This window comes from Mesorhizobium sp. P3_A8 (assembly GCF_056402995.1).
On the sequence record NZ_JBFUGI010000005.1, the window covers coordinates 164,496 to 190,701 of the forward strand.

25 protein-coding genes are annotated in these 26,206 nt (G+C 64.1%); 3 read left to right on the forward strand and 22 right to left on the reverse strand.

Annotated elements, in window-relative coordinates; genetic code table 11:
- Positions 1-194 precede the first annotated feature (194 nt).
- The gene (locus tag AC1DX4_RS13850) at positions 195-1,019 is read right to left on the reverse strand and encodes an NAD-dependent epimerase/dehydratase family protein (RefSeq protein ID WP_477220830.1); all 825 of its coding nucleotides are present in this window, start codon (positions 1,017-1,019) and stop codon (positions 195-197) included.
- A gap of 155 nt (positions 1,020-1,174) precedes the next feature.
- Between AC1DX4_RS13850 and AC1DX4_RS13855 the strand changes: the two genes are divergently transcribed.
- Positions 1,175-1,906, forward strand: a complete 732-nt coding sequence (locus tag AC1DX4_RS13855) for a FadR/GntR family transcriptional regulator (protein ID WP_477220831.1) — start codon at positions 1,175-1,177, stop codon at positions 1,904-1,906.
- A gap of 48 nt (positions 1,907-1,954) precedes the next feature.
- On the opposite strand, the gene kdgD is transcribed toward AC1DX4_RS13855, so the two are convergent.
- The 4 genes from kdgD to AC1DX4_RS13875 form a co-directional block, all read right to left on the reverse strand.
- Positions 1,955-2,887, reverse strand: coding sequence for a 5-dehydro-4-deoxyglucarate dehydratase (kdgD, locus tag AC1DX4_RS13860; protein ID WP_477220832.1), 933 nt, complete (start codon positions 2,885-2,887; stop codon positions 1,955-1,957).
- An 80-nt stretch (positions 2,888-2,967) separates the two neighbouring features.
- Positions 2,968-3,795, reverse strand: coding sequence for an ATP-binding cassette domain-containing protein (locus tag AC1DX4_RS13865; protein WP_224599357.1), 828 nt, complete (start codon positions 3,793-3,795; stop codon positions 2,968-2,970).
- Positions 3,792-4,865, reverse strand: a complete 1,074-nt coding sequence (locus AC1DX4_RS13870) for an ABC transporter permease (protein WP_477220833.1) — start codon at positions 4,863-4,865, stop codon at positions 3,792-3,794. Before AC1DX4_RS13870 ends, AC1DX4_RS13865 begins: the two co-directional genes overlap by 4 nt.
- A gap of 141 nt (positions 4,866-5,006) precedes the next feature.
- Positions 5,007-6,098, reverse strand: a complete 1,092-nt coding sequence (locus tag AC1DX4_RS13875) for a substrate-binding domain-containing protein (RefSeq protein WP_477220834.1) — start codon at positions 6,096-6,098, stop codon at positions 5,007-5,009.
- A gap of 184 nt (positions 6,099-6,282) precedes the next feature.
- Here AC1DX4_RS13875 and AC1DX4_RS13880 point away from each other — a divergent pair, with 184 nt between their 5' ends.
- Positions 6,283-7,317 carry an aldo/keto reductase gene (locus AC1DX4_RS13880; RefSeq protein ID WP_477220835.1) on the forward strand — a complete coding sequence of 345 codons (1,035 nt, stop codon included), beginning with the start codon at positions 6,283-6,285 and terminating at the stop codon, positions 7,315-7,317.
- Between the two features lie 18 nt (positions 7,318-7,335).
- On the opposite strand, the gene AC1DX4_RS13885 is transcribed toward AC1DX4_RS13880, so the two are convergent.
- The 13 genes from AC1DX4_RS13885 to AC1DX4_RS13945 all read right to left on the reverse strand — a co-directional run bounded on the left by AC1DX4_RS13885 (position 7,336) and on the right by AC1DX4_RS13945 (position 23,035).
- Positions 7,336-8,148, reverse strand: a complete 813-nt coding sequence (locus AC1DX4_RS13885; RefSeq protein ID WP_477220836.1) for an NAD-dependent epimerase/dehydratase family protein — start codon at positions 8,146-8,148, stop codon at positions 7,336-7,338.
- A gap of 3 nt (positions 8,149-8,151) precedes the next feature.
- Complete coding sequence (locus AC1DX4_RS13890; RefSeq protein ID WP_477220837.1) at positions 8,152-9,354, reverse strand: pyridoxal phosphate-dependent aminotransferase; 1,203 nt, start codon at positions 9,352-9,354, stop codon at positions 8,152-8,154.
- On the reverse strand, positions 9,351-10,970 hold the full coding sequence (locus tag AC1DX4_RS13895) for a hydantoinase B/oxoprolinase family protein (protein WP_477220838.1): 1,620 nt from the start codon (positions 10,968-10,970) through the stop codon (positions 9,351-9,353). The genes AC1DX4_RS13890 and AC1DX4_RS13895 overlap by 4 nt, the downstream gene beginning before the upstream one ends.
- Positions 10,967-13,063: a hydantoinase/oxoprolinase family protein gene (locus AC1DX4_RS13900; protein ID WP_477220839.1), complete on the reverse strand. Its 2,097-nt coding sequence runs from the start codon at positions 13,061-13,063 to the stop codon at positions 10,967-10,969. The genes AC1DX4_RS13895 and AC1DX4_RS13900 overlap by 4 nt, the downstream gene beginning before the upstream one ends.
- Positions 13,060-14,730, reverse strand: a complete 1,671-nt coding sequence (locus AC1DX4_RS13905; RefSeq protein ID WP_477220840.1) for a thiamine pyrophosphate-binding protein — start codon at positions 14,728-14,730, stop codon at positions 13,060-13,062. The genes AC1DX4_RS13900 and AC1DX4_RS13905 overlap by 4 nt, the downstream gene beginning before the upstream one ends.
- Positions 14,731-14,846: 116 nt before the next feature.
- A complete protein-coding gene (locus tag AC1DX4_RS13910) occupies positions 14,847-16,253 on the reverse strand; it encodes an FAD-binding oxidoreductase (protein ID WP_477220841.1) in 1,407 nt (468 codons plus the stop codon).
- A 54-nt stretch (positions 16,254-16,307) separates the two neighbouring features.
- Positions 16,308-17,072 (reverse strand): amino acid ABC transporter ATP-binding protein, encoded by a 765-nt coding sequence (locus AC1DX4_RS13915; protein ID WP_477220842.1) that lies wholly within the window; start codon positions 17,070-17,072, stop codon positions 16,308-16,310.
- A 12-nt stretch (positions 17,073-17,084) separates the two neighbouring features.
- On the reverse strand, positions 17,085-18,077 hold the full coding sequence (locus AC1DX4_RS13920; RefSeq protein WP_477220843.1) for an amino acid ABC transporter permease: 993 nt from the start codon (positions 18,075-18,077) through the stop codon (positions 17,085-17,087).
- A gap of 84 nt (positions 18,078-18,161) precedes the next feature.
- On the reverse strand, positions 18,162-19,325 hold the full coding sequence (locus AC1DX4_RS13925; RefSeq protein WP_477220844.1) for an ABC transporter permease subunit: 1,164 nt from the start codon (positions 19,323-19,325) through the stop codon (positions 18,162-18,164).
- Positions 19,326-19,408: 83 nt separating this feature from the next.
- Positions 19,409-20,443, reverse strand: coding sequence for an amino acid ABC transporter substrate-binding protein (locus AC1DX4_RS13930; protein WP_477220845.1), 1,035 nt, complete (start codon positions 20,441-20,443; stop codon positions 19,409-19,411).
- 89 nt (positions 20,444-20,532) lie between these two features.
- A complete protein-coding gene (locus AC1DX4_RS13935; protein ID WP_477220846.1) occupies positions 20,533-21,480 on the reverse strand; it encodes a LysR substrate-binding domain-containing protein in 948 nt (315 codons plus the stop codon).
- 82 nt (positions 21,481-21,562) lie between these two features.
- On the reverse strand, positions 21,563-22,312 hold the full coding sequence (locus tag AC1DX4_RS13940; RefSeq protein WP_477220847.1) for an SDR family NAD(P)-dependent oxidoreductase: 750 nt from the start codon (positions 22,310-22,312) through the stop codon (positions 21,563-21,565).
- Between the two features lie 12 nt (positions 22,313-22,324).
- Positions 22,325-23,035 (reverse strand): SDR family oxidoreductase, encoded by a 711-nt coding sequence (locus AC1DX4_RS13945; protein ID WP_477220848.1) that lies wholly within the window; start codon positions 23,033-23,035, stop codon positions 22,325-22,327.
- 14 nt (positions 23,036-23,049) lie between these two features.
- On the opposite strand from AC1DX4_RS13945, the gene AC1DX4_RS13950 reads away from it, so the two are divergent.
- Positions 23,050-23,283, forward strand: a complete 234-nt coding sequence (locus AC1DX4_RS13950; protein WP_477220849.1) for a hypothetical protein — start codon at positions 23,050-23,052, stop codon at positions 23,281-23,283.
- A gap of 42 nt (positions 23,284-23,325) precedes the next feature.
- On the opposite strand, the gene AC1DX4_RS13955 is transcribed toward AC1DX4_RS13950, so the two are convergent.
- Genes AC1DX4_RS13955 through AC1DX4_RS13970 form a run of 4 tightly spaced genes read right to left on the reverse strand, consistent with a single transcriptional unit; the run spans position 23,326 to position 26,164 of the window.
- The gene (locus tag AC1DX4_RS13955; protein WP_477220850.1) at positions 23,326-24,114 is read right to left on the reverse strand and encodes a FadR/GntR family transcriptional regulator; all 789 of its coding nucleotides are present in this window, start codon (positions 24,112-24,114) and stop codon (positions 23,326-23,328) included.
- Positions 24,115-24,164: 50 nt separating this feature from the next.
- A complete protein-coding gene (locus tag AC1DX4_RS13960; protein ID WP_477220851.1) occupies positions 24,165-24,512 on the reverse strand; it encodes a RidA family protein in 348 nt (115 codons plus the stop codon).
- Between the two features lie 40 nt (positions 24,513-24,552).
- Positions 24,553-25,359, reverse strand: a complete 807-nt coding sequence (locus AC1DX4_RS13965; protein WP_477220852.1) for an SDR family NAD(P)-dependent oxidoreductase — start codon at positions 25,357-25,359, stop codon at positions 24,553-24,555.
- Complete coding sequence (locus AC1DX4_RS13970) at positions 25,352-26,164, reverse strand: shikimate dehydrogenase family protein (RefSeq protein WP_477220853.1); 813 nt, start codon at positions 26,162-26,164, stop codon at positions 25,352-25,354. The genes AC1DX4_RS13965 and AC1DX4_RS13970 overlap by 8 nt, the downstream gene beginning before the upstream one ends.
- Positions 26,165-26,206: the final 42 nt, after the last annotated feature.

Sequence of the window (26,206 nt, forward strand, 5' to 3'; positions counted from 1 at the left end):
CGCCAGCCCCCTCTCCGTCCGCTTCGCGGCCACCTCTCCCCCATTTCATGGGGGCGAGGAAACGCTAATCTCCGAGGTCGTCGCCTTCAAAAGCTTGGGTTCCTCGCCCCCACAAAGTGGGGGAGAGGTGGCTCGGCGAAGCCGAGACGGAGAGGGGGAGCGCCATATGCTACAGTCTGCCGGCGCAGGCAGGCTCACTCCGGAAACATCTCACGCGGCGGAAAATCCGTACGGCTATAATCGACGACGATGAACTTGCCGCCCTGGTAGCGCTCGACCACCGGATTGTCTGTCACCTTGCCGCGCACGCGTTCGGCCTGGCTGTCGGAACTGTCGAGCGGCACCCAGCCGAGCTTCAGCCTGGCATCGTGCCGCCAGAAGCCGCGGCTGTTGTTGGACTGACCCCAGATGACGGAGCAATCGACACGCTCGGCCTCGGCGCAACGTTCGATCAGGCGGACAAAGTCATCGTGCGATATCCAGGTCGACAGGATCCGTTCGTCCGGAACTTCCGGCAGCACCGAGCCGATGCGGATCAGCACGCTTTCCACCGCATGCTTGTCGAAATAGAGCCTCGCCAGCATTTCGCCATAGGCCTTCGACAGGCCGTAATAGCCGTCGGGCCTGAGCAGGCAGTCCTGATCGAGGACCTCCGTCCGCTCGTAGAGCCCGACTGCATGTACCGAGGAAGGGAACACGACGCGCGCCTTCTGGCTGCGCGCCGCCTCATAGATGTGAAAACTGCCGCGCAGATTGGGGCCAAGCACCGTCTCAAAGGATTGCTCGGTGGAGATGCCGCCGAAATGCAGGATCAGGCCGCAGCCCTCGGCCAGATCGTTCACCGCCTGCTGGTCCTCGAGATCGGCGATGGTGAAGCTTGCGTTTGGCGGCAGCGGGATCGGCAAGGGTACGACATCGGTGAGCCGCAAGGTCCAGCCGAGCGCCGCCAACCTGGCGGAGAGCAGCCGTCCAATCGTGCCGGAGGCTCCGGTCAACAGCACCGGTCTTTCGGGGATCATCACGCCCTGTCCTTTCGCTGATACCGCGGACATGTTCGCGCGGAGCCGGCAAGGCGAACGAAGACTGGTCGCGGCCGGTACGCCGAAAATGTCATCATATCACCGTATAAATAATGGGTTGCCAAGGACAGCGGTTCGTTTATTGCTTGATGGCGATGAAACGTTCCTTTGGCCTTCCCCCGCAGATCAGCCGCACGGCACAGGTTGCCGACTGGTTTGCGCGCGAAATACGCGCCGGCCATATGACGAGCGGCGAGAAACTGCCGACCGAGCAGGAACTGATCGCACAATTCGGCGTCAGCCGCACGGTGATCCGCGAAGCCATGGCTTCGCTTCGATCGGAGGGCCTTGTCGTCAGCCGCCAGGGCTCGGGCGTGTTCGTCGCCGACCATGAGGCGAACACCACGTTTCGCATCGTCTCCGACGAGCTTCATTCGCTGACCGAAGTCCAGAACGTGCTGCAGCTTCGGCTTGCGGTGGAGCAGGAAGCCGCCGGCATCGCCGCCGAGAAGCGCAGCGACGATGATCTTGCCCGCATGCGCGATTGTCTTGACGCCATCGACGCCTCGATCGCGGCGGGCGAAAGCGCCATCGAGCCGGACTTCGCCTTCCACAGGGCGATCGCCTCGGCCACCGGCAATCCCTATTTCGAACGCTTCATGCATTTTCTCGGACCCGTCGTCATTCCGCGCCAAACGATGCGCCCGCGCGACGAAACGCCGGAGCAGCGGCGGCACTATCTGGAGCAGGTCCAGATGGAGCACCGCCGCATCTATCAGGCCATCGAGCGGCAGAATGTCGAAGCCGCCCGCTTCACCTTGCGCGAACATCTGGAGGCTGGCCGGGAGCGTTATCGCCGTATGGTCGATGGTCACGCCAGATCGTAGCAAGCCGTCAACTCCGGTCTTCGATCCGCTCCCGCAAATCATCCTGTCCTACGCCAGCTCCGCGACCGGCATTTTGCAGGACTGCATGAGTGCCGCGAGCTGCCGCTCCTCATCCGGCGTCAGGTCGAGCAGCGGTGACCTCACCGGGCCGCAATCTATTCCGGCAATGCGCGCGCCCGCCTTGACGATCGACACGGCATAACCGGCGCGCCGGTTGCGGATGGCAAGGTAGGGCAGGAAGAACGAGCGGATGAGATCGCCGACCTCCGTTGTGCGCCCGGCCCGCAGCGCATTGAAGAAACGCAGCGCGATCTCGGGCGCGAAATTGTAGATCGCCGACGAATAGGTCGTCATGCCGATCGCCGCGGCGGCACTGGCATGGACCTCGGCCGTCGGCATGCCGCCGATGAAGACCAGCCGGTCGCCCATGCGGTAGCGTGTTGCGGTGAGGAGTTCGATATCGCCAACGCCGTCCTTGAAGCCGATCAGGTTAGGGCAATCCTGCGCCACACGCTCGAGCGTCTCGGGCGTCAGAATGGCGTTGTCCCTGTTATAGGCGATCACACCGATGCCGACCGAGCGGCAGATGGCCGTCAGGTGGCGGCGCAGGCCTTCCTGCTCCGACTTGACCAGATAGGGCGGCAGCACCAGCAAGCCGTCGGCGCCATTGGCCTCGGCCGCCTTGGCGAATTCGACCGCCATATGCGTGCCGTAGCCGACGCCGGCCAGCAGCGGCATCGTGTCGGGCACCTCCTGCGAAGCCGCCCGCACGACGCGCTTGTATTCCTCGAGTGTCAGCGAAAAGAACTCGCCGGTACCGCCGGCGGCAAAAAGCCCGCTCGCCCCGGCTGTGCCTTGGGCCGCGACATGGGCGCGGTAACCGTCCTCGTTGAAGGCACCGTCATCGTCGAAGAAGGTCAGCGGAAAGGACAGCAGCCCGCGGCCAAGGGATCTGGTCAGTTCGGTGGGTGAGAACGTCAAAACGAATACTCCGTGCGAGGGGCCGGCCGATGGGAGGTCGGGCCGGCAAGGATTGTTCTAGCCGTGACTTGCCGGCAGGTTCATACGAGGCCCGGCCGGACTTCGGCCGCGGCGGCGTCGATCGCCCTGGTGCCCAGGCCCGACTTGACGATGCGGATCAGTTCCTCTTCGCTGGTATCAGCCGTGGACGCGTCGAGCGCGACCTCGCCCGAATGCAGGAAGTTGATGCGGTCGCAGACTTCGAAAATCTGGTTGTAGTTGTGGACGATCAGGATCACCGAGACCTGGCGCTGCTGGCGCAGATTCTGGATCAGGCCCAGCACATGCGCGCTCTCGCGCACGCCCAGTGCCGCCAGCGGTTCGTCGAGCACCAGGATCTTCGGCGACGAATAGATCGAGCGGGCAACCGCAATGCACTGGCGCTGTCCGCCCGACAGGAGATCGACCGTGCTGTTGACGCTGGGGATCGTGATGCCGAGCGTATCTAGATAGAGCTGCGCCTGTTCGCGCATCTTCCTGTTGTCCAGCAGGTTCAGGCCGAGGAAGCGCTTGTGGTACTCGCGGCCGAGGAACATGTTGTGGAAGACGCTGAGGTCGCCGATCAGCGCAAGGTCCTGGTAGACGGTCTCGATGCCCTGGGCGCGGGCATCGCGCGGCGAAGCGAAACGCACCTCCTTGCCTTGCGAGACGATGGTGCCGGTGTCGGGCTGGTGGAAGCCGGACAGGATCTTGATCAGCGTCGACTTGCCGGCGCCATTGTCGCCGACCAGGGCCAGGACTTCGCCCTGGCGCAATTTGATCGAGACATCGACCAGCGCCGTGACGGCACCGAAGCTCTTGGAGATGTTGGACATCTCCAGCACGACGGGCGCGTCGGACGCGAGCGGCGGAATGGTTGGCGAATTCATACGCGCCTCCGTGTGCGCAGGCGGTCGACCTGGATTGAGAGGATCATCGCGGCGATGATGGCCGCGCCGAGATAGATGTCGGATACGGTGGCCTGGGCGCCGATCATTACCAGGCCGTTGTTGAGCGAAGCGACGACGAAGGCGCCGATCAGCGCGCCGATGACGGTGCCGGAGCCGCCCAGCAGCGAGGTGCCGCCGATGACCGCGGCCGCGATCGCCTGCAAGGTAAGGAACGGGCTGCCCGCCTGCGGGTCGGCCGAGGTGAACTGGGCGGTGTTGATGATGCCGGCAAAGGCCGCACAGCCGCCGGCGATCATGAAATTGTAGATCTTCATGCGGTCGGTGCGCACGCCGATCTCGCGGGCGCCGATGATGTTGGAGCCCGTCGCAATGGTGTGCAGGCCGAACGTGGTGCGGGAAAGCACCAGCGCCAGCACCAGCACGACCAGCACCGCCCACAGGAAGGGCGTGAACGCCGTGATGCCGTGCCAGGACAGGAGCGCGTCCGATGGCTGGTAGAGACTTTGCCCGAAGATGGCGTTGAAGGGCTGCTCGACCGGCGCCACGATCGGCTGGCTGTTGTAGATCGAGACGACGATGCCTTGCAGGAAGAACAGCATGCCGACCGTGGTGATCAGCGACGGCACCTTGAAGCGCACGGTGATGATGCCGTTGATGGCGCCGACCAGTATGCCGATCAGCACGCCGATCAGCGCGCCGACGGCCAGCGGCACGCCATAGGTGACGGACAGCAGTGCCATGACATAGGGCGCGATCGAGAAGATGGCGCTGAGCGACAGATCGATCTCGCCGGTGATCATCAGCATCACCTCGGCTGCGGCGATCAAGCCGAGCCGGCCGGTGTCGCGCAGCACGACGCTCATGAATTGCGGCGACAGGAAACCGCCATCGCTGCCGAACTGGAAATAGATGACGAGCACGATGGCGACGACGGCGATGCTGGCCTCGCGATAGCGCGACAAAAGGATCAGCAGCCTTTCCGTCATCGTGTGCGGGACCTTGACGCCGACGGCGCTCTTCTTCGCTAGCTTGGTTTCTGTGGGCGGCACTCTTGTCTTCCTGATTTCGGGCTATGGGCGAAGAAGCGGATCGGCGACGGGGCAAAACAGCCGGACCGGCAGCCGTCGCTGCCCCCGCCACATCATTCGAAATGACGCGGCGAGGGCAGGCGTTTCACGGGGTTGACCGTGTCAGGTCGGTTCGACGTCGCTGCGACCCTCGAAGCGGGACTTGCCGACATAGGCGTCGACATTGTCCTTGGTCACATAAGCCTGGCTGGTGTCGCTGTTGGCCGGGCCGACGAGGCCGCCCGACAGCTTGTAGAGATACATCTGCTGCACCGGCAGGAAACCTTGCAGGTAGGCCTGCTGGTCGGTGGTGAAGTTGACATCACCGGCCTTGATGAAGTCCAGCGTCTGCGGGAACAGATCGAAGCCGGCCACCGCACCGCCGGCTTTCACCAACCCATATTTGTTGGACACGAAACCGCAGGCATAGGTGTCGGAGCCGCCGGTGCCGAACAGGCCGTTCACGGTCTTGTGGCTGAGATAATAGCTCTCGACGCGCGAGATTTCCGTTGCCGGATCCGGGCCGGTGTTGACGACATCGTAGGTGACGCCGCTGTTGCTGTCCTTGATCGCCTGGATGTAGCCGTCGAGGCGCGGCTGCGTGTTGAGCGAGCCCGGCACGCCGATCGACAACATGACGTGGCCGCCCTTGGGGATCAGCTTCAGCCACTTCAGCGCCGAGTTATAGCCGGACTGATAGAGCGGCTGGCCGACATAGGAGAGCCGCTTGTTGGGGCTGCCGACCGGCACGTCGGCGTTGAAGGCGACAACCGGAATGCCGGCCTGGGCTGCCATGTCGGTGGCGGCATCGAAAGCCGTCGGGTCGACCAGGCAGACGGCGATGCCGTCCGACTTCTGCGCAATCGCCGTCTGCATGGCGCTGACCATTTCGGAGACCACGTTCTTCTGCGACCCCGTCCACTGGTAGCTGCAGCCGAAGGCGGCGCAGGCATCCTGGATGCCGTAGACGGTCGGCGTGAAGAACTGGTCCAGCGTCACATGGCAGACGAAGTGGAACTTGTAGGGCTTCTTCGGCAGGCCGGGCGATGAATCGGCTGCTCTGGCCGCACTGATGCCGCCGGCCAGACCGGCGCCTGCCAGTCCGCTGGCGAGGCCTGCTGCACCAAGGCCAAGTTTTCCTGCCAGTGCGAAAGCACTGCGCCTGGAGATGGCGGCATTCACCATCTCGATGTGATTTTTCGTGTCGTCGTCCATGCGTTCCTCCCTCTTCGTTTTGCGGGCATGCCCACCTTTGTCGTCTGGTTACATTGTTATATGACAACTTTTGTGTCAATGCTTTTTCGGCGCCGGTTCCAAGACGGGCCGTTTGCGGTCGCAGCGACAAGAAGGCCGCCGCTTGAGCCGGCAGGATGGACAGCAGGGATCACAGGAAGAGAAAATGGCTGAAATCGAATTCAGGGCTGTGGCGAAGAACGGCCTGAAAGTGACGACGATCGGGCTCGGCGGTACCGGGCTCGGCAACATGTACCGCGCCGTCGATACCGATGCAGCGGTGAAGACAGTGCAGGCGGCCTATGACAATGGCATCCGCTATTTCGATACCGCACCGGTCTATGGCTTCGGCGTCAGCGAGACGCGTCTGGGCCTCGCCATCAAGTCGCTGCCACGTGCCGATATCGTCATCTCGTCGAAGATCGGCTACGACCTCGTGCCGATCCCGCCCGAAGAGCTGAAGCCGGCGCTGTGGGACCAGCCCGGTTCGTTCCGTGCCGAGTTCGACTATTCACGCGATGCGGTGATGCGTTCGCTTGAAGGCACGCTGAAGCGGCTGGACACCGACTATGTCGACATGGTCTCGATCCACGATCCCGACGAAGCCATCCATTTCGGCCCCGGCGAGGATCCCTATGCCAGAAGCCGCTTCAAGGAAGCCATGGACGGCGCCTATCCGGCGCTCGACGAACTGCGGTCGCAAGGCGTCATCAAGGCGGTCGGCGTCGGCATCAACCAATGGCAGATGCTGTCCGATTTCGTCGTCGCCGGCGCGTTCGACTATTTCCTGCTTGCCGGCCGCTACACGCTGCTCGAACAGGAACCGCTGGCGACCTTGCTGCCGCTCTGCGAGCAGCGCGGCACCAGGATCATCATCGGCGGCCCCTACAATTCCGGCATCCTGGCAACGGGCGCCGTCAAGGGCGCCACCTTCAACACCAGGCCAGCACCCGAGCCGGTGCTCGAACGCGTCCGCCGCATCGAGGCCGTCTGCGCCAGCCACAAGGTCTCGCTGCCAGCGGCCGCACTCCAGTTCCCGCTCGGCCACCCGCTGGTGTCGAGCGTCATTCCAGGCGCCCGCTCAGTCGAGGAGTTGAAGCAGAATCTGGCCTATCTGCGAGAGGATATTCCCCCAGCGCTGTGGGCTGATCTCAAGCGGGCCGGTCTCATTGAAGTCGACGCGCCTGTTCCGATTGCGTGACGGCGCATCGCCTTGTTGTCACGCGGGCTTGTCGTCCGGATGGCCAAGCTCGCAGAACCAGCCGCCGAGATATTTTACCGACGGTCTTTTCGGATCGGGAATGGGGGTCTTTGCTTCCACGGCGGCGCGGAACGGCTCGGCGCTGTCCTGCGGGATGAAACCCAGATGGTCGGCGCCGCTGTTGTCGACCATCTTCAACTTGTTGTCGGATATGCCGAAGGAGATCGTGTGGCCGACGCGCGGCGCAACAAGCGCTGCCTCGACCAGGCGCACGCAGTCGGCAAAGGAGAGGTAGGACCACAGCATGCGGCGGTCCGCCGGTTCGGGGAAGGACGAGAAGATCCGCAGGCACGCCGTCTCGATGCCGAACTTGTCCCAGTAGAGCCGGCTCAGGCTCTCGACGAAATTCTTCGAGACACCATAGAGGCTGTCGGGGCGCACCGGCGCGTCGACGCCGATATGCGCCTCGACCTCGTGATAGCCGATGGCATGCACCGAGGAGGCGTAGATGACGCGCTTCACGCCGTGTTTCCGGGCGCCTTCATAGATGTGGTAGGAGCCGCGGATGCTGGAATCGAGGATCGTCTGCCATTCGCATTCGAGCGGCGCGCCGCCGAAATGCACGATGGCGTCACAGTCCCTGGTGGCGGCGATCGTCGCCTCCATGTCGGCGAGATCGAACACCGCTTCTTCTTCGTGCGGCGCGAGATCGCCGAACGGCTCACGTCCTGCCAGGCGGATCGTCTTCGCCAGCGGCACCAGCCCCTTGCGCAGTTCCGAGCCGAGGCGGCCGGCAGCGCCGGTGATCAGGATACGGTCGTAATGCGGCATCATCTACTCCACTTGCGCGACGGCGGCGTTGATCCGCGCGATCGCCTCGGTCAGCACCTCTTCGCTGGTCGCGGTCGAGATACGAAAATAGGGTGAAAGTCCATAGGCGGCACCCGGCACAGACGCCACGCGGCCTTCGTTCAAGAGATAGTTTGCCACCGCCGTGTCGTCCTCGAGCACAACGCCTTTCGGAGTCTTGCGGCCGATCAGGCTGGCGCAGCTGATATAGGCATAGAAGGCGCCGTCCGGCGGTGACAGCGCGAGGCCATTGATCTTCCTGATCCCATCGACGACCAGATCACGGCGCGCCTCGAACGCTTGCCGGAAGCGCGCGACTTCGTCCTGTGGACCGTTGAGCGCGGCCACCGTCGCCGCCTGCGCGATGGAGCAGACGGAGGTGCAGGACTGGCTCTGGATGGTCGACATCGCCTTCACCAGCGGCGCCGGTCCGGCCGCATAGCCGACACGCCAGCCGGTCATCGCATAGGATTTCGAGACACCATTGACGATCAGCGTGCGTTCTTTGAGTTCCGGGCAGGCCTTGCCGAAGGAAACGAATTCGCGCCCATCGAAGAGGATGTGCTCGTAGATCTCGTCGGAGAGGATCAGGACTTGCGGATGCCTTGCCAGAACCGCACCCAGTGCCTTGAGATCAGCTTCCGAATAGACCGCGCCGGACGGGTTGCCCGGCATGTTGAGGAAAAGCCACTTCGTCCTTGGCGTGATGGCCTTCTCCAGCACGTCCGGCGTCAGCCGGAAGCCTGATGTCTCCGGACACTCGACGACGACGGGCGTACCGCCGAGCAGCTTCACCATTTCCGGATAGGAGACGAAATAGGGCGCCGGCAGGATCGCCTCGTCGCCGCTCTCCAGCGTTGCCATCAGCGCATTGAAGATGATCTGCTTGGCGCCGTTGGCCACCACAATGTCGTCGGCCGCGTAATCCAGCCCGTTTTCGCGGCGGAACTTGCCGGCAATGGCTTCGCGCACCTCGGCCGTGCCGGCAGCACCGGTGTAGAGCGTCTGTCCCGCCTTGGCCGCGACATGGGCGGCATCGATGATGTGGCTGGGTGTCGGGAAATCCGGTTCGCCCAGGCCGAGATCGATCACGTCGACGCCCTTGGCGCGCAGTGCTTTGGCGGCTTGCGAGGCCGCCATCGAAGCCGAAGGCTTCACCGCCGACAGGCGCGAGGCAATGTAGCTCATTTGCCGTTCTCCGAAATGTATTCCTTGGAACGGTCGTTCGCCCGCGCCTCGGTGCTGCGTTTGGCCGGATCGCCATAGCCGCCGCCGCCCGGCAATTCCAGGATCAGCCGCCGGCCGGCCGGAACATGCTGCCAGCCCTTGGGCCGCATCTGCGTGCCGTCGTCCAGCTTGACCACGCCGGCGACGCCAGGCTCGCCGCCATTGCGTCCGTGGGCAGGGTGGTTGACGCGGTCGAACATGGCCGAGAAGTCGAACTCATGGCCTTCCATCGGGGCGATTTCGATCACCTGTCCGAGGCCGCCACGGAATTCGCCGTCGCCGCCGGAGTCCGGCCGCAGCTCCTTGCGCCAGATGACGATCGGCCCGGTATGCTCCGTCGCCTCGATCGGCATCGTGTGCACGCCCGAAGGGAAGGCCGTCGCCGACAGGCCGTCGAGGCCGGGGCGCGCACCCATGCCGCCGGAGTTGAACATCAGCACTTCGGCGCGCCGACCCTGGCCGCCCGCGACCGGCCGCACCGAGATGTGGATGTTCCACAGCGCGCCGGCGCCCTCGGCAAGGATCTTGCCGGGCATCGCCTGAGCAATCGCGCCCAGCACGAGGTCGGGGACCATGTGGCCGAAGATGTGCCTGAGCGCCACCGGCGCCGGCCGCACTGCGTTCAGGATGTTGACCGGCGACGTCACGGTGAAGAAGGCGAGCGAGGCGGCGTTGTTGGGGATGTCGGGCGCCACCACGCATTTCAGCGCGTAGCAGGCATAGGCCTTGCTGTAGATGATCGGGCAGTTGATGCCCCACCGGCTCATCGGGTCGGTGCCGGTGAAATCGACCTCGACATGGTCGTCGCGGACCGACACTTTTGCCGCCAGCTTGACCGGTGCGTCATAGCCATCGGTGACGAGTTCGTTCGACCAGCTGCCCTTCGGCAGCGCCTTGATGCGCTCGAGCATGGCATCGCGTGTGCGCGAGAAGATGAAGTCGCCGAGCCCGTCGAGCGAGGAGAGCCCGATCTCCTTCATCATGTCGACGAGGCGCCGGTGACCGACCTCGTTGCAGGCGGCGAGCGAATAGAAATCGCCGACCACCTGGTTCGGCTCGCGGACATTGGCGCGCAGGATCCTGACGAGGTCGAGATTGACCTTGCCCTTTTCCGCGAACTTCATGATCGGGATCTGGATGCCTTCCTCGTAGACAGACTTGCCGTCGGCGCCAAAGCCGCGTCCGCCGACATCGACGACATGCGCCGTGCAGGCGAAGAAGGCCACCAGCTCACCGTTCAGGAAGGACGGCGACACCATGGTGATGTCGTGCAGATGGCCCGTACCCAGCCAGGGATCATTGGTGACGTAAGTATCGCCCTCGAACATGGTGTCGCGAGGGATTTCGTTCATGAAATGCAGCACGGCCTCGGCCATGGTGTTGACATGGCCGGGCGTGCCGGTCACCGCCTGCGCCAGCATCTGGCCGCGCGGATCGAAGACACCGGCCGACAGGTCGCCGGACTCGCGCACCGAGGTCGAGAAGGCGGTGCGCAGCAAGGTCAGCGCCTGCTCCTCGACCACGGAGATCAACCGGTTCCACATCACCTGCATGCGGATGTCGCTGATGTCGCTCATGACTGGCTGCCTTTGCGGATCAGAAGGATGGCGCCGTCGCTCTGGATGACGGCATCGAAGCTGGTGGTGACGACGGTGGACGTCTCGCGTTCGACGATGACCACCGGCCCGGCGACGCAATCGCCGGCGCACAGCGCATCGCGTTCGACGATACCGTAGGTTTGCGGCTCGCCGCTTGCCGGATCGAACACCGCGCGGGTCGTGGCCGGCTGGCTGGTTCGAGTGCCTGCCGTGAGTTCATGCCTGGCGACATCGGGCCGGATATCCGTCGCCTTGACCGACCAGGTGACGATCTCGATCTCCAGCCCGTCGAGCCCTTCGATGGCGCGGCCGAAGAAGCGCTGGTAGTTCGCCTCGAACAGGTCCTTCAGTCGTGTGGAGGCATCGTCGCCGAACGGCTTGTCCGGCAGCGGCACCGGGATTTCCCAGCCCTGGCCGGCATAGCGCATGAAGGCGGTGATCTCGCAGGTGATGCTGCCGCTGGCGCCGCTGCGCACGAAGCTTTCGGCTGATGCTTTGAGGTCGCCGAGCAAGGCATTGATCTCGGCCGGCCTGAAGCGCGACAGGCGGGTAAGCTTCGACGCCAGCGCCTCGTAGCCGAACGGCGCCTTGAGGAAACCGATCGCCGAGCCGACGCCCGCGCCCTTGGGCACGATGCAGCGTTCGATGCCTAGTTTTTCGCAGAGCCTTGCCGCGTGCAGGGGAGCAGCGCCGCCAAAGGCGATCATCAGATTGTCGGAAATATTCTTGCCGTTCTCGACGGCGTGGACGCGGGCGGCATTGGCCATGTTCTCGTCCACCACCTCGCAGATGCCGAAGGCCGTCGACATGGCATCGAGCGACAGGCGCTCGCCGACATCGCGCAGGATCGCCTGTTCGGAGGCCGCCGTGTCGAGCCGGATCGCGCCGCCGGCGAAATTGTCGGGGTCGAGCTTGCCCAGCACCAGATCGGCGTCGGTGATCGCCGGGCGTTTGCCGCCGCGGCCGTAGCAGGCAGGCCCCGGCTCCGATCCTGCACTTTCCGGCCCTGTCTGGATACGGCCCATGGCGTCGACCCAGGCGATGGAGCCGCCGCCGGCGCCGATCTCGATCATCTCGATGACGGGAATAGAGATCGGCATGCCCGAGCCCTTGCAGAAGCGGTAGGTGCGCGCCACCTCGAAGGTTCTGGCCGTGCGCGGCGCAAAGTCCTCGATCAGGCAGATCTTCGCGGTCGTGCCGCCCATATCGTAGGAGACGACCTTTTCCAGGCCGAAGCGTCGGGCGATATCGGCAGCGAAGATGGCGCCGCCGGCCGGGCCGGACTCGACTAGGCGCACGGGAAATTCCGAAGCCGTCTCCACCGAAATCAGGCCGCCGCCCGAATGGATCATGAAGACCGGGCATTCGGCGCCCATCTCCTTCAGCCGCGTCTGGAAGCGGGCGAGATAGTCGGCCATTTGCGGCCGCACATAGGCATTGGCGCAGACCGTGTTGAAGCGTTCGAACTCGCGCATCTGCGGCGACACTTCGGCGCTGATCGAAATCGGTATGCTGAGTTTGCGCGAAAGAATCTCACGCGCACGGCACTCGTGAGCCGGATTGGTGTAGGCGTGGATAAAGCCGACCGCCACCGAGCCGAAGTCGCCGGCCGCGATCTGCTCCGCAATCTCCTCGAGGGCGGCTTCATCGAGCGGCTGCAGTTCCTGTCCTTCGGCGCCGATCCGGCCCTTGACCGTGAAGCGGTGCTCGCGCGGGATGAGTGGCGTCGGCAGCTGCAGGTTCAGATCATATTGTTCGAAGCGGTTTTCCGTCCGCATCTCGATCACGTCGCGAAAACCTTCTGTCGTGACCAGCGCGGTCTTGGCGCCGCGGCGTTCGATCAGGGCGTTGGTGGCGAGCGTCGTTCCGTGGATGATGATGCCGATCTCGGCGGGCGAAATGCCGGCATCGCGGGTGACGACGGCGATGCCGTCGAGGATCGCCTGCTCGGGCGCGGCATAATTGGTCAGCACTTTGGTGGAGAACAGCGTTCCCTTGAGCTCAAGCGCAATGTCGGTGAACGTGCCGCCTATATCAGCGCCAAGACGGATGTCGTCGATTCCTGAGGTCATGCCTTGGCCTTCTGCGAAGCGAGCGCGGCTTCGCGCATCTGGGAAAGGGTCTGCCGGGGCGTCAGCGCTTCGGGCGAGATGGCGATGTCGAGAACGGCGCCCGTCGCCGAGGCGAGCGCGCGGCCGAAGGCGGCTGCGAAATCCCCGGTGGATTCGACCCGCTCGGCATGGAAGCCATAGGCCTTCGCCAGCGCCACGAAGTCCGGATTCTCGAGCGAGGTTCCCGAGACGCGTGCCGGATAGTGGCGCTCCTGATGCGCGCGGATCGTGCCGTAAATGCCATTGTTGAGGATCAGCACGATCGGCTGCGCCCCCGCCTGCATGGCGGTTCCGAGTTCCTGGCAGTTCATCTGGAAATCACCGTCGCCGGCAAAGCAGACAACCGTGCGCTCCGGGAATGCGACCTTCGCCGCGATTGCCGCCGGCAGGCCGTAGCCCATCGCCCCGGATTGCGGCGCGAGCAGCCGCGCCCGCGGCCCGAACTTGAAGAACTTGTTCGGCCACACGGTGAAATTGCCGGCGCCGTTGGTGAGGATGACATCGGCGGGCAAGGTCTCGCGCAGCCAGGCGCTGACCGCCACCATATCCACCGGGCCGGGCTGGACGGGTGCCGCGAATGTCCCTTGATAGGCCTTGCGCGCCGCCGCGCGCCATTCCGCCCAGCCGCCCTTGACCGGCGTCAGCGCCTTGGCGAAGGCGTTCGGGCCGGCATGGATGCCAATCGTCGGCACATAGATCTTGCCGATCTCGCGGTCGGAGCCATGGACATGGATCAGCTTCTGGCGCGGTTGCGGCACCGACAGCAGCGTATAGCCGTCCGTGGTCATCTCGCCGAAACGCACATTGACGGCCAGGATCACGTCGGCGTCGCGGATCAGGTTTTTGACATGCGCCACCATGCCGACGCCAGCCTCGCCGACGAAGGCCGGCGAATGATTGTCGAACTGGTCCTGGTAGCGAAAGGCCGCGACTACCGGGATGTCGGAGGCCTCGGCGAAAGCCTGCAGCGCCGTGCGTCCATCCTCTGTCCAGTTGGCGCCGCCCATGAGCAGGACCGGCCTCTCGGCCGCCGCCAGTAGCTTGAGTGCCGAAGCCATCGCATCCGGGCTCGGCGCCGGCTCGAAAATCGCGGGCGGCCCGCTGAGCAGGGCGGCCTCGGTCAGGGTGGTCAGCATGTCTTCCGGCAGGGCGACCACCACGGGGCCGGGCCGTCCGGTCAGGGCGGTGGTCCAGGCCCGCGCGACGATTTCCGGCAGGCGCGAGACATCGTCGATCTCGACCGCCCACTTGGCGACCGTGCCGTAGACGGCCCGGTAGTCGATCTCCTGGAAGGCTTCGCGACCTTTCATGTCGGTGCCGACCTGGCCGACGAAGAGGATCATCGGCGAGCTGTCCTGCATGGCCGTGTGGACGCCGATGCTGGCATTGGTAACGCCCGGGCCGCGTGTCACGAAACAAATGCCCGGCGATCCCGTCAGCTTGCCATAGGCCGAGGCCATGAATGCCGCGCCGCCCTCATTGCGGCAAAGCACATAGTCCAGCCTTCCCTGCGTGTCATGCAGCGCGTCGAGAACGGCCAGATAGCTTTCGCCAGGCACACCGAAGCTCTTGGTCGCGCCGAGCGCGATCAGGCATTCGACAAGAAGGCGGCCGCCATTGCGGATCATGTTTTCGACATCCTCGGTCTGGCGGCAAGCGGATCCGGCCTGCCTTTCGGATTTATACCTGCACGCCGTCGGAGCGGGGCGAAATCAAGAAATGCCGTTTATGCGAAAGTTTTTCTTTACTCAGCAGTCAGCAGCAGAACGCCGGGGTTCATCGTGCCCAGCGGATCGAACGCACTCTTCAGCCGCGCCATGAGCTCCCGCTCCACCGCGCCGCGATTGCGCTCGGCCAGAGCAATCTTGGCGCGACCCAATCCATGCTCGGCCGCGAAGCTGCCGCCCATCTCCGTGGCGAGCACCGACAGTGCCTCGGCGAACTGTCCGGCCTTGCCGTCGAAATCAGTACGGCCCTCCGGCGGCGACAGATTGTAGTGGATGTTGCCGTCGCCGAGATGGCCGAACGGGTTGATCCGCACGCCGGGCAGAATGTCCTGGCAGAGCTTGGCGCCGGCCTCGATGAAGCGGGCGATCGCGCCCGGCGGCACCGAGATGTCGTGCTTGAGCTGTTCGCCCTCCAGCCGCTGCCCCTCAGGCTGCTCCTCGCGCAGCCGCCAGAACTGCGCTCGATGCGCGCCCGATGTCGCCAGCGCGCCATCCAGGATCAGACCTTGCTCCATGCCCCATTCCAATGCCGAATTCAGGATCTCGTCCAGGGGAACGCGGGGCGAGCCGGAAGCCAGTTCAACCAGGAGATAGACATCGCCTCGTGTCCCCAACTGATAGGTGAGATCAGGCAGATGCTTGAGCGCCAGTGTCAGGCCGACATCGCTGAAGAATTCCAGGCCTGTCAGAAATTCGCCGGCCTCGCCGCGCAGAAAGGCGCCGAACGAAACGGCGGCGGCAAAGTCGGGCATGACCAGCAGCGCACTCGCCTGCTGGTTTGGCGTGGGATAGAGCCGCAGCACCGCGCGCGTGACGATGCCGAGCGTGCCTTCCGCGCCGCAGAACAGCTTGCGCAACTGATAGCCGGCATTGTCCTTCTGAACCGCGCGCATCCCGTCCCACACCGCGCTGTCCGGGGTCACGACCTCGAGGCCGAGCACAAGATCCTGCATCATGCCGTATCGGAAAGCCTGGCTGCCGCCGGCATTGGTGCCGATCAGGCCGCCGATCCGGGCGCTGCCTTCGGCGCCGAGATGCATCGGAAACATCAGGCCATGCGGTTCCAGCGCCTCGTGCAGCGCGGCAAGCACGACGCCCGCTTCGACGACGACCGATCCACTGTCGAGATCCGGTTCGCCGATCGCCGTCATACGCGAGAGCGAGACGATCACTGCGTTCGGCTGCTCCGCGACGGCACCACCGCAAAGCCCGGTGTTGCCGCCTTGCGGCACCACCGCCAGTCCGGCCTCCCGGCATGCTGCGATGACCGCAGCCACTTCAGCGGTGGTGGCTGGCCGCGCAACGCCAAGCGGTGCAATGCCGTAGCGGTTGAGCCAATCGCGTTGGTATGGCACGGCATCGGCGCCCGAAAGCCAGCCTTTCGGTCCGAGGATCGCGCGCAGTGCGGCTGTGGGATCAGTCATGGAAATACCTGAAGATGTGTGCTGCTTCAAACCTTGCATCTTCAAAAATGCCGTTCAATGGCCCAGCACCTGCGACAGGAATTGTCGGGTGCGTTCGTTGCGGGACGCGGTGAAGAATTCGTCCGGTGGCGCCTCCTCGACGATCTCGCCGCCATCCATGAACACCACCCGGTCGGCGACCCGGCGGGCAAAGCCCATCTCATGCGTGACGCAGATCATCGTCATGCCTTCGGAAGCCAGCGTCACCATGACGTCGAGCACTTCCGAAATCATTTCCGGATCGAGCGCCGAGGTCGGCTCGTCGAACAGCATGATCTGTGGCTGCATGCACAGCGCCCGCGCGATCGCCACCCGCTGTTGCTGGCCGCCGGAAAGCTGGCCGGGAAACTTCATCGCCTGCTCGGGAATGCGCACCTTCTCCAGATAGCGCCGTGCGGTTGCCTCGGCCTGCGCCCGCGGCTGCTTGCGCACGATCATCGGCGACAGCATGCAGTTCTCCAGCACTGTCATGTGCGGGAACAGGTTGAAGTGCTGGAACACCATGCCGACCTCCCGCCTGATCCCGTCGATATTGCCGACATCGTCGTTGAGCTCGGTTCCGAGTACCGTGATGCGACCGCCATTGTGCTGCTCCAGGCGATTGATGCAGCGGATCATGGTCGACTTGCCGGAGCCGGATGGGCCGCAGACGACGATCTTCTCGCCGCGCTCGACGGACAGATTCACCTTTCGCAGCGCGTGGAACGTCCCGTAATATTTGTCGAGATTTTCGATGCGAACCGCGGGTCCGGCCGAGGGGGTCGACTTGTCTGAAATCATATCCGCGCCTCCCTAGCGTTCGCTGACCGACATGCGGCGCTCGAGAAAGGCGCCGTAGCGGGACAGGCTGAAAACGAAGACGAAGTAGATGAAGGCGATGAAGGCGTAGACCTCGACATAGGCGAAGCGCCATTCGCCGGTTCCATAGGCGGCATTGCCGGAAGCCAGGATCTCGAAGAAGCCGACGATGACCACCAGCGAGGTCTCCTTGAACGAGATGACGAACTGGTTGATCGTCGCTGGCAGCGCGTTGCGCATCGCCTGTGGCAGCAGGATGCGGCCGATGCGCTGCCAATAGCGCATGCCGAGCGCCATGGCTGCCTCCTCTTGTCCCGTGGGAACGCCCTGCATGCCGCCGCGCACGATCTCCGCCTGGTAGGCGGAGAAGAACAGGGCCGAACCCAGGATCACGCGGTACAGCTTGTCGCCCTGCAGCCACTGCGGCAGCGCGAACGGCAGCACGATGGCGAATGTGAACAGGATCGAGATCAGCGGCAGCGAACGCACCCCGTCGATGATCAGGCCGGTGGTGCGGGAAATCCAGGGCAGCTCCGACCGGCGCAGCAAGGCCAGGCAGATTGCAAGCGGGAAGCCGATCAGGCAGGTGGTGACGAAGATGAACAGGGTCAGCGCCAGCCCGCCCCACGCTTCCTCGCCAACGAAGGGCAGACCGAGCACGCCGCCCTTCATCAGCACGTAGAAGACGGTGGTGCCGATGCCCCATACCAGCGCGATGCGGCGGCCTGTCCAGAAGGCTGGAATACAGCTCAGCATCGTCATGACCACCACGGCCACGCAGGCCAGCGCCGAGCGCCATTGCTCCTCATAGGGATAGAGGCCGAAGAGGATGATGCGCCACCTGGCCGCGATGACCGACCAGCAGGCCCCGGCCGCGGCCTGGCAGGCCTCGGGTCCGCCGCTGGTGGTGAAGACGGCCGAGAAGACCGCCCAGTTGAGCAGCTTCCAGACGATGAAAGCCATGATCGCCAGAGAGATCAGCGACATCACGGCCTGAAGCGGCGTCGCGAAAAAGCGTCGCCTCAAATCCTCAAGCTTTCCGGGGGTGGGCGGAGCGACCATCTCCATGGCTCAACCCCTCAACTGATTGCCCTTGAGGGCAATGGCCTTGTTGAGGCGGTTGAACAGCGCGGCCAGGCTGAGGTTAATCGCGAGGAAGCCTGCCATCAGGATGCCGATCACTTCGAGGGTCTGGCCGGAATGATTGATCGTCAGCGCAACGATCATGAAGAAATCCGTGAAGCCGACCGCGATGCCCATCGTGGTCGCCTTCATCAGCCAGACATACTGGTTGGCGAGGATAGGCAGCATGGCGCGCAGAGCCAGCGGCAGCCGCACCAGCGTGAACACCCGCCAGGGGCTCAGGCCCAGCGAGAGCGCCGCTTCCATCTGGCCCTTGCCGACAGACTTGAAGCCGCCGCGCACGATCTCGGCGATGTAGGAACCGCCATAGATGGCGATGGCGATGGCCAGCGCGGAAAACTCCGGTGGAATGCGCAGGCCGCCCCTGAGGTTCAGGCCTTGCAGCGCCGGAAAATCGACGAACGGCGCGTCGGGCAAACGGCCGACCGCCAGGATGACCGCCGCGCCGGCAAGCGCTGCCGCCGCTGTGGCGAATTGGATGCCACGCCGCTGACCGATTGCCTGGTTCAGCCGCGATGTGCTGCCCAGCCAGAGCGGCAGCACCATTGCCGCGAGCAAGGCAAACAGGGCCAGCGCCATTGTCACGCCGCCGACATTCGGGAACGGGATGTAGAGCCCCCGGCTGGTGAGCAGAAAGCCCCAGGCTTCGTGCGCGGCGCGCGGCGGCGGCAGATGCGTGATCAGCGCGTACCAGAAGAAGACCTGGAGGATCAGCGGGATGTTGCGGAAGATGTCGACATAGGTGCGGCCGAGCAGCTGCGCCAATTCGTTGGAGGAGGTCCGTGCCAGGCCGACAATGGTGCCGACGATCGTCGCCAGCATCAGGCCGACGGTCCCCAGGAACAGCGTGTTGGTGATGCCGATGAGGAAGAACCACCAATAGGGGTCATTGGCGGTGGCGGGCAGCAGCGTGAAGTTCACATCCCAGCCGGTCGACTTGAACAGGAAGTCGAAACCGGAGGTGATGCCTTGCTCAGCCAGATTCCGCCGCGCGATCACGACCCCGGCAAGCACCAGGGCTGCGATCGAGCCGACATAGAGAATCTGCAACAGCGTGTTGCGGACCTTCTGATTTCTCAGCAGGCTGACCATCGATCAATCTTCCTCGAAATTGCCATCGGCTCCGCCCGGCAGAGGCCGGGCGAAGCCTGGGAACAGGATGCGTTCAGACCCGATCAGTCGATGACCAACGGGAACAGGACACCGCCATTGTTCCAGAGGTTGGTCAGCTCACGGTCCATCTTGTAGGGCGAGCCCTTGCCGAGGTCGCGATCGAAGATCTCGCCGTAATTGCCGACATTCTTGATCACCTTGTAGGCCCAGTCGTCGGAGAGCCCGAGACCCTTGCCCATGCCTGGCGTTACGCCGAGGAATTTTGCCACCTGCGGCGAGGTCGGCTTGGCCTTGATCTCGTCGACATTCTTGGAGGTGATGCCTTCCTGCTCGGCGAAGATCAGGGTGCTCAACGTCCAGTTGGCGATGTCGACCCAATTGTCGTCGCCTTGCCGCATGATCATGACTTCAGGCTCGACCGCGAGCACGTCGGGCAGGATGACGTGGTCTTCGACCTTGCCCTTGGCGATGCGCGCGATGGCCAGCGTCGGACCCCACTGCGCATAGAGATCGCAGCGCCCCGAGAAATAGGCCTGCTCGAGTTCCTCGGTCTTTTCGATGAGCACAGGCTCGAGCTTGATGCCAAGCTTGGCCGAATAGGCCGCGACCTGCTGTTCCTGCGACGTGCCCGCAGGAATGCAGATCGTGCCGCCTGCGGCATCCTTCAACGACTTCAGATTGAGTTCCTTGTGCGCCATCACCTTGGTCGTGCCGAGGTAGTAGGACATCGAGAATTGCAACCCGAGTTCGGTGTCGCGGCTGAGCGTGCCGCCGGATGCCTTGATGATGATGTCGACATCGCCCGACTGCAACGCCGGCCAGCGCTGCGCCCAGCTGATCGGAACGACCTTCAGCTTTGTCGGATCGCCGAACACCGCCGTGGCCACTGCCTTGCAGAGATCGATGTCCATGCCCTTCCAGTTGCCCTTGTCGTCCACCTCGGCAAAGCCGAGATAGGAGCCGTCATGGCCGGTGCAATTCAGCACGCCGCGTGCCTTGACCGTGTCGAGTGTCTTGCCGCCGGCGGCTTGCGCCGGCGCCGAAAAATGCACGAGGCCAAGGGCCAGGGCCGCAGCCCCCCATTTCATCGTCTTCATTGTTGTCGTCTCCGCTGTTGAGGTTGTTCCGTTTCTTGTTGTTGGAGCCGCGAAAGAGACCTTTCGGGGCTCGGTCTCGAAGCCGCTTGCTAGTCGGAAAGCGGGGTCGGTTTCGGCAAGGAGATCGCGAGGTCGTTTCGCCAATCCTGCTGGGCCAGCCATCGATGCAGGGCGGCCACCGCCTTCACGCGCAGATGCCCGCGCGGGACGACCAGATAGAAGCCGGGGATTTCCTCCGGCCGCATATCGGCGATGGCGTCGCGGCCGATCGGCGCGACCAGCGTGCCCGCCCGAAAATCCTCCTCGGCGTCGATGACCGAGACCAGGCCGACGCCGATACCCTGAAGGGTTGCCCGGCGCATGGTCGCCGCGTCGTCGAAGCTGATGCTGCGGTCGCCATCCGTCAGCTCGACGCCGAGGTGGCGCAATATGTCCGGCCACAGGCGCTTCGACTTGACGGTGTCGAGCAGTGTGAACTTCGTCAACTCATGCGCTGACTTGATCTTCTCGCCGATCGCTGGCGTGCAGCAGATGATCTTCGGGTCGGGCACCAGCAGCGTGGTCTCGTAGTCCGGCCAGTTGCCGTAGCCCCACTGCACCGTCATATCGATGTCGTCGCGGCCGAAATCGGGCAGGTCGACCATGGTCGTCAGGCGCAGATCCGCCCCCGGCAGGATTTCCCGGAACAGCGAAAGCCTGGGCAGCAGATAGTGAGTGGCGAAGTACGGGCTCGCATTGAGGTTGATGCGGTCGCGGTAGGTCGATTTGGTGACGCGGCGTACACCTTCCGAAAACTCGTCGAAGCCGGCTTTGATGTAGTGCGAGAGAAGGATGGCGGACTCGGTCAACTCGATCGAGCGGCCCTTGCGCTCGAAAAGCGTCACCTGGAGCGTGTCTTCCAGCAGCTTGATCTGCTGGCCGACCGCTTGCGGTGTGACCAGCAACTCATCCGCGGCCTGGCGAAAGCTCTTGTGCTGCGCCACGGCGTGGAAGACGCGAAGCGCGTTCAGCGAGGGAAGGCGCAGCTTGCCGGTCATCGAAAATTCCGCTCCTTCCGCTCGAGGCTCCGTCGATCATGCAATGCCGTATTTCAGCCGTCGGTGGCTGCATAAAGCCGCCTCAGGCGTAGATATAACCACCTGAAACAATGACGTTTTCGCCGGTCATGTAAGTGTTCTTCGGGCCACCCGTCATCAGCACCCATTCGGCAATCTCGGTCGGCTCGGCGCCGCGGCCGAGCGGGCTTGCCTTAGCCAGTTCCTCCAGGAAGCCGAGCGCCTTTGCTTTCTCCGTGGCCATGCCGGCGGGCGCCACCGAGTTCACCAGAATGCCGTCCTTCGCCACGTGATGGGCGAAGGAACGCGTCAGGCTGACGACGGCAGCCTTGGTTGCCGCATAATGGGCGTTCTGCGGATGCGCCTTGAAGGCGTCGACGGAGGTCAGGTTGACAATGCGGCCGCGCACATGGGCCTTTGGCTCCTGCGCCTGCATGTGGCGAACCGCCGCCACCATCATGTGGTAGGTGCCCTTGATGTTGATGCCGTTGGAGGCGTCCCAATCGGCGTCGCTGATTTCCAGAAGCGGGCGGCGCGGATAGATCGCGGCGCAATTGATCAGCGTGTCGATGCGCCCGAGCTTGGAAACGATGGCGTCGAAGGCCGTGTGGCACTGCGGGCCAACCTGGATGTCGCATGCCGCCGCCGCTGTCGGCAGGCCCTTGGCCTTTGCCGGCGCGAGCGCGGACTCTGCGGCCTCCTGATTGATGTCGATGATGCCGATCTTCGCCGCCCCCGCCTCGACAGCCATCTCAGCCAGGAGAGCGCCGAGGCCGGCGCCGCCGCCAACGATCAGAACGGAAAGATCCTTCATTTAAAGTTTTCCTTACTTGGTGCCGCTTGGCGAAGTCGGCCAGGTCGGCATGATGTCGAAACGGGTAACGTCCGCCCATGCGGGGAGCGCAAGCACGGCGACGACCATCCTGGCCACGTCGTCCGGCTGCACCACTTTGGAGGCGTACATGGCGGCGCGTGCCTTGGCGTCGAGTATGTCCTGGTAAAGCGGCGTCTCGACGCGGCCGGCGACGATCTCGGTGACGCGAATGCCTGATGGCGAGAGGTCGGCGCGGAGTGCTGCGGCAAAGCCTGATATCGCCGCCTTGGTGGCTGAATAGACGGCAATGTTGGAATAGGCCGCATGCCCCGCGGTGGAACCGGTGAACAGGATGTGGCCGGACTGCCGCTCGCGCATCTGCGGCACGACCAGGCGGGTGAGCAGGATCGCCGCGCTGAGGTTTATCTCCAGCGTGGTGTCGATGTCTGATATCTTCATGTCGGCGAAATTGCCGAGCGGCGGCATGATCCCGGCATTGTTGATCAGCACGTCGATGGTCAGATCCGCCAGAACCGCTTCCAGCGCCTCGCGATCGGTGATGTCGACGGCGATCGGCACGATGCCGGGCCGTTCGGCCTGCAACGCCTTGAGTGCGGCCTGGCTGCGTCCGACCGCATAGACGTCGTAGCCGGCATCGCTCAATGCGATCGCCATGACTCGTCCTATGCCGCTCGTTGCTCCTGTGATGAAGGCTGTCGTCACCTGGGCTTCCCCGTTTGCCTGGATTTCAATGTGCGGCGCTGGCCGGCGCCGCGAAACCAAGAAAACCAGCAAAAAGGAAAGATAAACTTTCGAATTTTCTTTTCTCGCCCGAAAACCGGGCAGTCGGTCACTCCGGCGCCGAGGCTGAAAATCAGGGGAAACGGCAGGAAAACGACATTTTCTGCCTGCTGAAAGCGCTTTCGGTCAGCCAGCGCAACAAAAACATGGCTTTCGCAATGCACGGCTAATCTAGTTGCCGGCGAAGGACCGTACGATCGACGTCACCGGCTCTATCCGCCGGTGGGCGAGGGCCTCTTCATATCGGTGAACAGCGAGGCCGCCGCCGCCTTCTGCTCCGCCTCCGTCGCCTCGACGCCGGAAGCCCGGGCCAGCGCCCGCACACGCCCGAGGCTGTTGTGCAAATGCTTGCGCATGGCCTGGCGCGCGGCGCGGCCGTCCTGCCTTTCGATGGCGTCGACGATGGCTTTATGCTCGTTGTGGATGCGCGTGTAGTAGCTGTCCTTGCGCTCCGGCGTGACCACGTAGCCGAGTTGGAAGCGCGGCACGATCATCGGCCTGAGATAGGCGAGGAAGCCGTGGATGAATTCATTGCGTGCCGCCCTGGCGATCGCCAGGTGGAAATCATAGTCGTAGTGGATCTGGACGACGGCCGGATCCGCCTGCTGGGCGTCGACCTGTTCCATCAGCGCTCGGATGCCGTTCGCCTCCGCGTCGGTTCGCCGTTCCGCGCACAAGCCGGCGGACTCTACTTCGACACTCAACCGCAGCTCGAGCAAGGCGATGGTTTCCGGCAAGGTCCTCAGCGCCTCGTCAGGTATCGAGAAATTGCGCCGCACTGGGGTTTCGCTGACGAACATGCCGCGCCCTTGCTGCGGCACCACCATGCCGTCGGAGCGCAACCGCGCCACCGCTTCCCGCACCACGGTGCGGCTGACATCGTATTCGGCGCAAAGCTCCGCCTCGGTCGGCAATTGCGCGCCGGGCAGTAACGATCCGGAACGGATCTTTTCCGATAGGCTCTCCGCCACGACGGTGGAAAGCGGCTTGCGCTTCGTCATCAGTCTCCCTCTCACCCGATTCGCGATGATGCCCGAACCGGCAGGACCATTCAAACCGCCGCGGTGACGATGAGCTCGACCAGCATCCCAGGTTTGGCCATCCGCCCTTCGCCGGAGGAACGCGCCGGCGCGTGCTCATTCGGTATCCAGGCGTCCCACACCGTGTTGACCTCGTCGAAATCCCTGATGTCGTCCAGCCACATCTGCACGTGCAGGATGCGGGTCTTGTCGGTGCCTGCCTTCGCCAGCAGTGCGTCGATCTTGCTGAGCGCCTCGCGCATCTGGTCGGAGGCGGACTGGCCTGGTCTCGCGACCTGGCCGGTGAGGTAGAGCGTGCCATTGTGGATGACGCCGTGATGGATGCGGGTGTCGAAGTCGAAACGCTGGATATCGCTCACTGGTTGTCCTTGTCGGGTTGCCGGCATCCGCCGGATGGGGTCAGATTGCCGGCGTGCGCCGGATGGGATTGCCTTGCAGGTACTGTGCGTAGGGCGCCTGCACGAGCCAGCCGGCGTCGACAGGCAAGGTGACACCGGTTATCGACGCGGCACGATCAGAGCAGAGGAATAGCGCCGCCTCGGCCACGTCGCGCGGCTCGACGAAGCGGCGCAACGCCGTGGTCGCCTGGATCGCTTCGGGGTTGCGCTCACCGTTGGCGATCCTCGCCTTCAACCCGTCGGAAAGCGTGTAGCCGGGCGCCACCGCATTGACACGCACCCCATGCGGGCCGAGCTCCGCGGCCAGGATCTGCGTCAGTGCCAGGACCGCGTGCTTGCCAGGCGTGTAGGCCGGCAGCGACAGCGGCGCGAAGGAGGCGAGCGAGCCGACATTCAGGATCGCACCGCGTCCGGCCGCCGACATCAGCCGGCCGAACACCTGGCAACCCAGCAGCGTGCCGCGATAGTTGACCCGCCACATCTTCTCGTCCTCGTCCAGGTCCTGGTCGAGCACATGCTTGCCGCTCTGCAGCATGCCGGCGCAGTTGACGACGACTTCAGGCGTGCCGAACGCAGCGCTGACCGCTTCGGCCAATGCCTCCACCGAGGCCGCTTCTGCGACATCGGTCTGGACAAACAAAGCGCACGGCGCGCCCGCTGCCTCGCAGGCGTTGGCCGCTTCCTTGCCTCGTGTCGCGTCCCGGCCGGCGACGACGATCTGGTAGCCGTCTTCGGCGAAGCGCAAGGCAATCGCGCGGCCTATGCCGGAGGTGCCGCCGATGACGACGGCCGTCAGTGGCTCAGCCATGGCTGCGATCCCTGCGCTCGATGTCGAAGAATTCGGCCATGGCTTCAACCTGGAAGTCCATCATCGGGCGTCCGGGCTGGACGCGGCAGCCGATCGCCTTCGCTGCCTTGAGCAGCGCCGTCTCGGCCGGTTCCATGATGATGTCGACGACCGTCATGTCAGGCGTCAGCTTGCTCACATCCATGGGCAGCGGATCACTGGCCTTCAGCCCGGAAGGCGTGGCGTTGATCGCCATGTCCATGCCGGACGGATCGGGCTGGCCGACCTCGATACGGCATTTTGGAAAAGACTTGCCGACCAGCGCGGCCAGCTTCTCCGCGCGTCCCCTGTCGATGTCGGTCAGCCGGATCTCCGCCGCGCCTTCCTCGGCCAGACAGTAGGTCAGCGACGCACCGGCGCCGCCGGCACCGACCTGGAGGATGCGGCGACCGGCAATCTGGTGCCCGCCCGCCTTCAGCCCGTCGATGAAGCCGACGCCGTCGAAATTGTCGGCGTACCAGCTTCCATCGGGCAGCCGCCGCACCGAATTGGCGCTCTCAACCCGTGCCGCGCGGTCATGCGCGGCAGAACACTTGTGGTAGACCGCGACCTTGTACGGCACCGAGATGATGACGCCGCGGATGTTCTCGGCCGCCGTGATCCCGGCCCAGAAGGTGTCGAAATCCTCCGGCCGACAGCTCAACGGCACCATCAGGCTGTCGAGGCCCTTCTGCTCGAAGATCTCGTTGAACATGCCGGGGCTCTTGGCGTGGCCCACGGGATGGGCCAGCATGACGAAGACATCGGCCTTGCCGGTTCCGCGCATCGATTTATTCCTTTCCATTTGACAGTTCATGGTCGCTCAGCG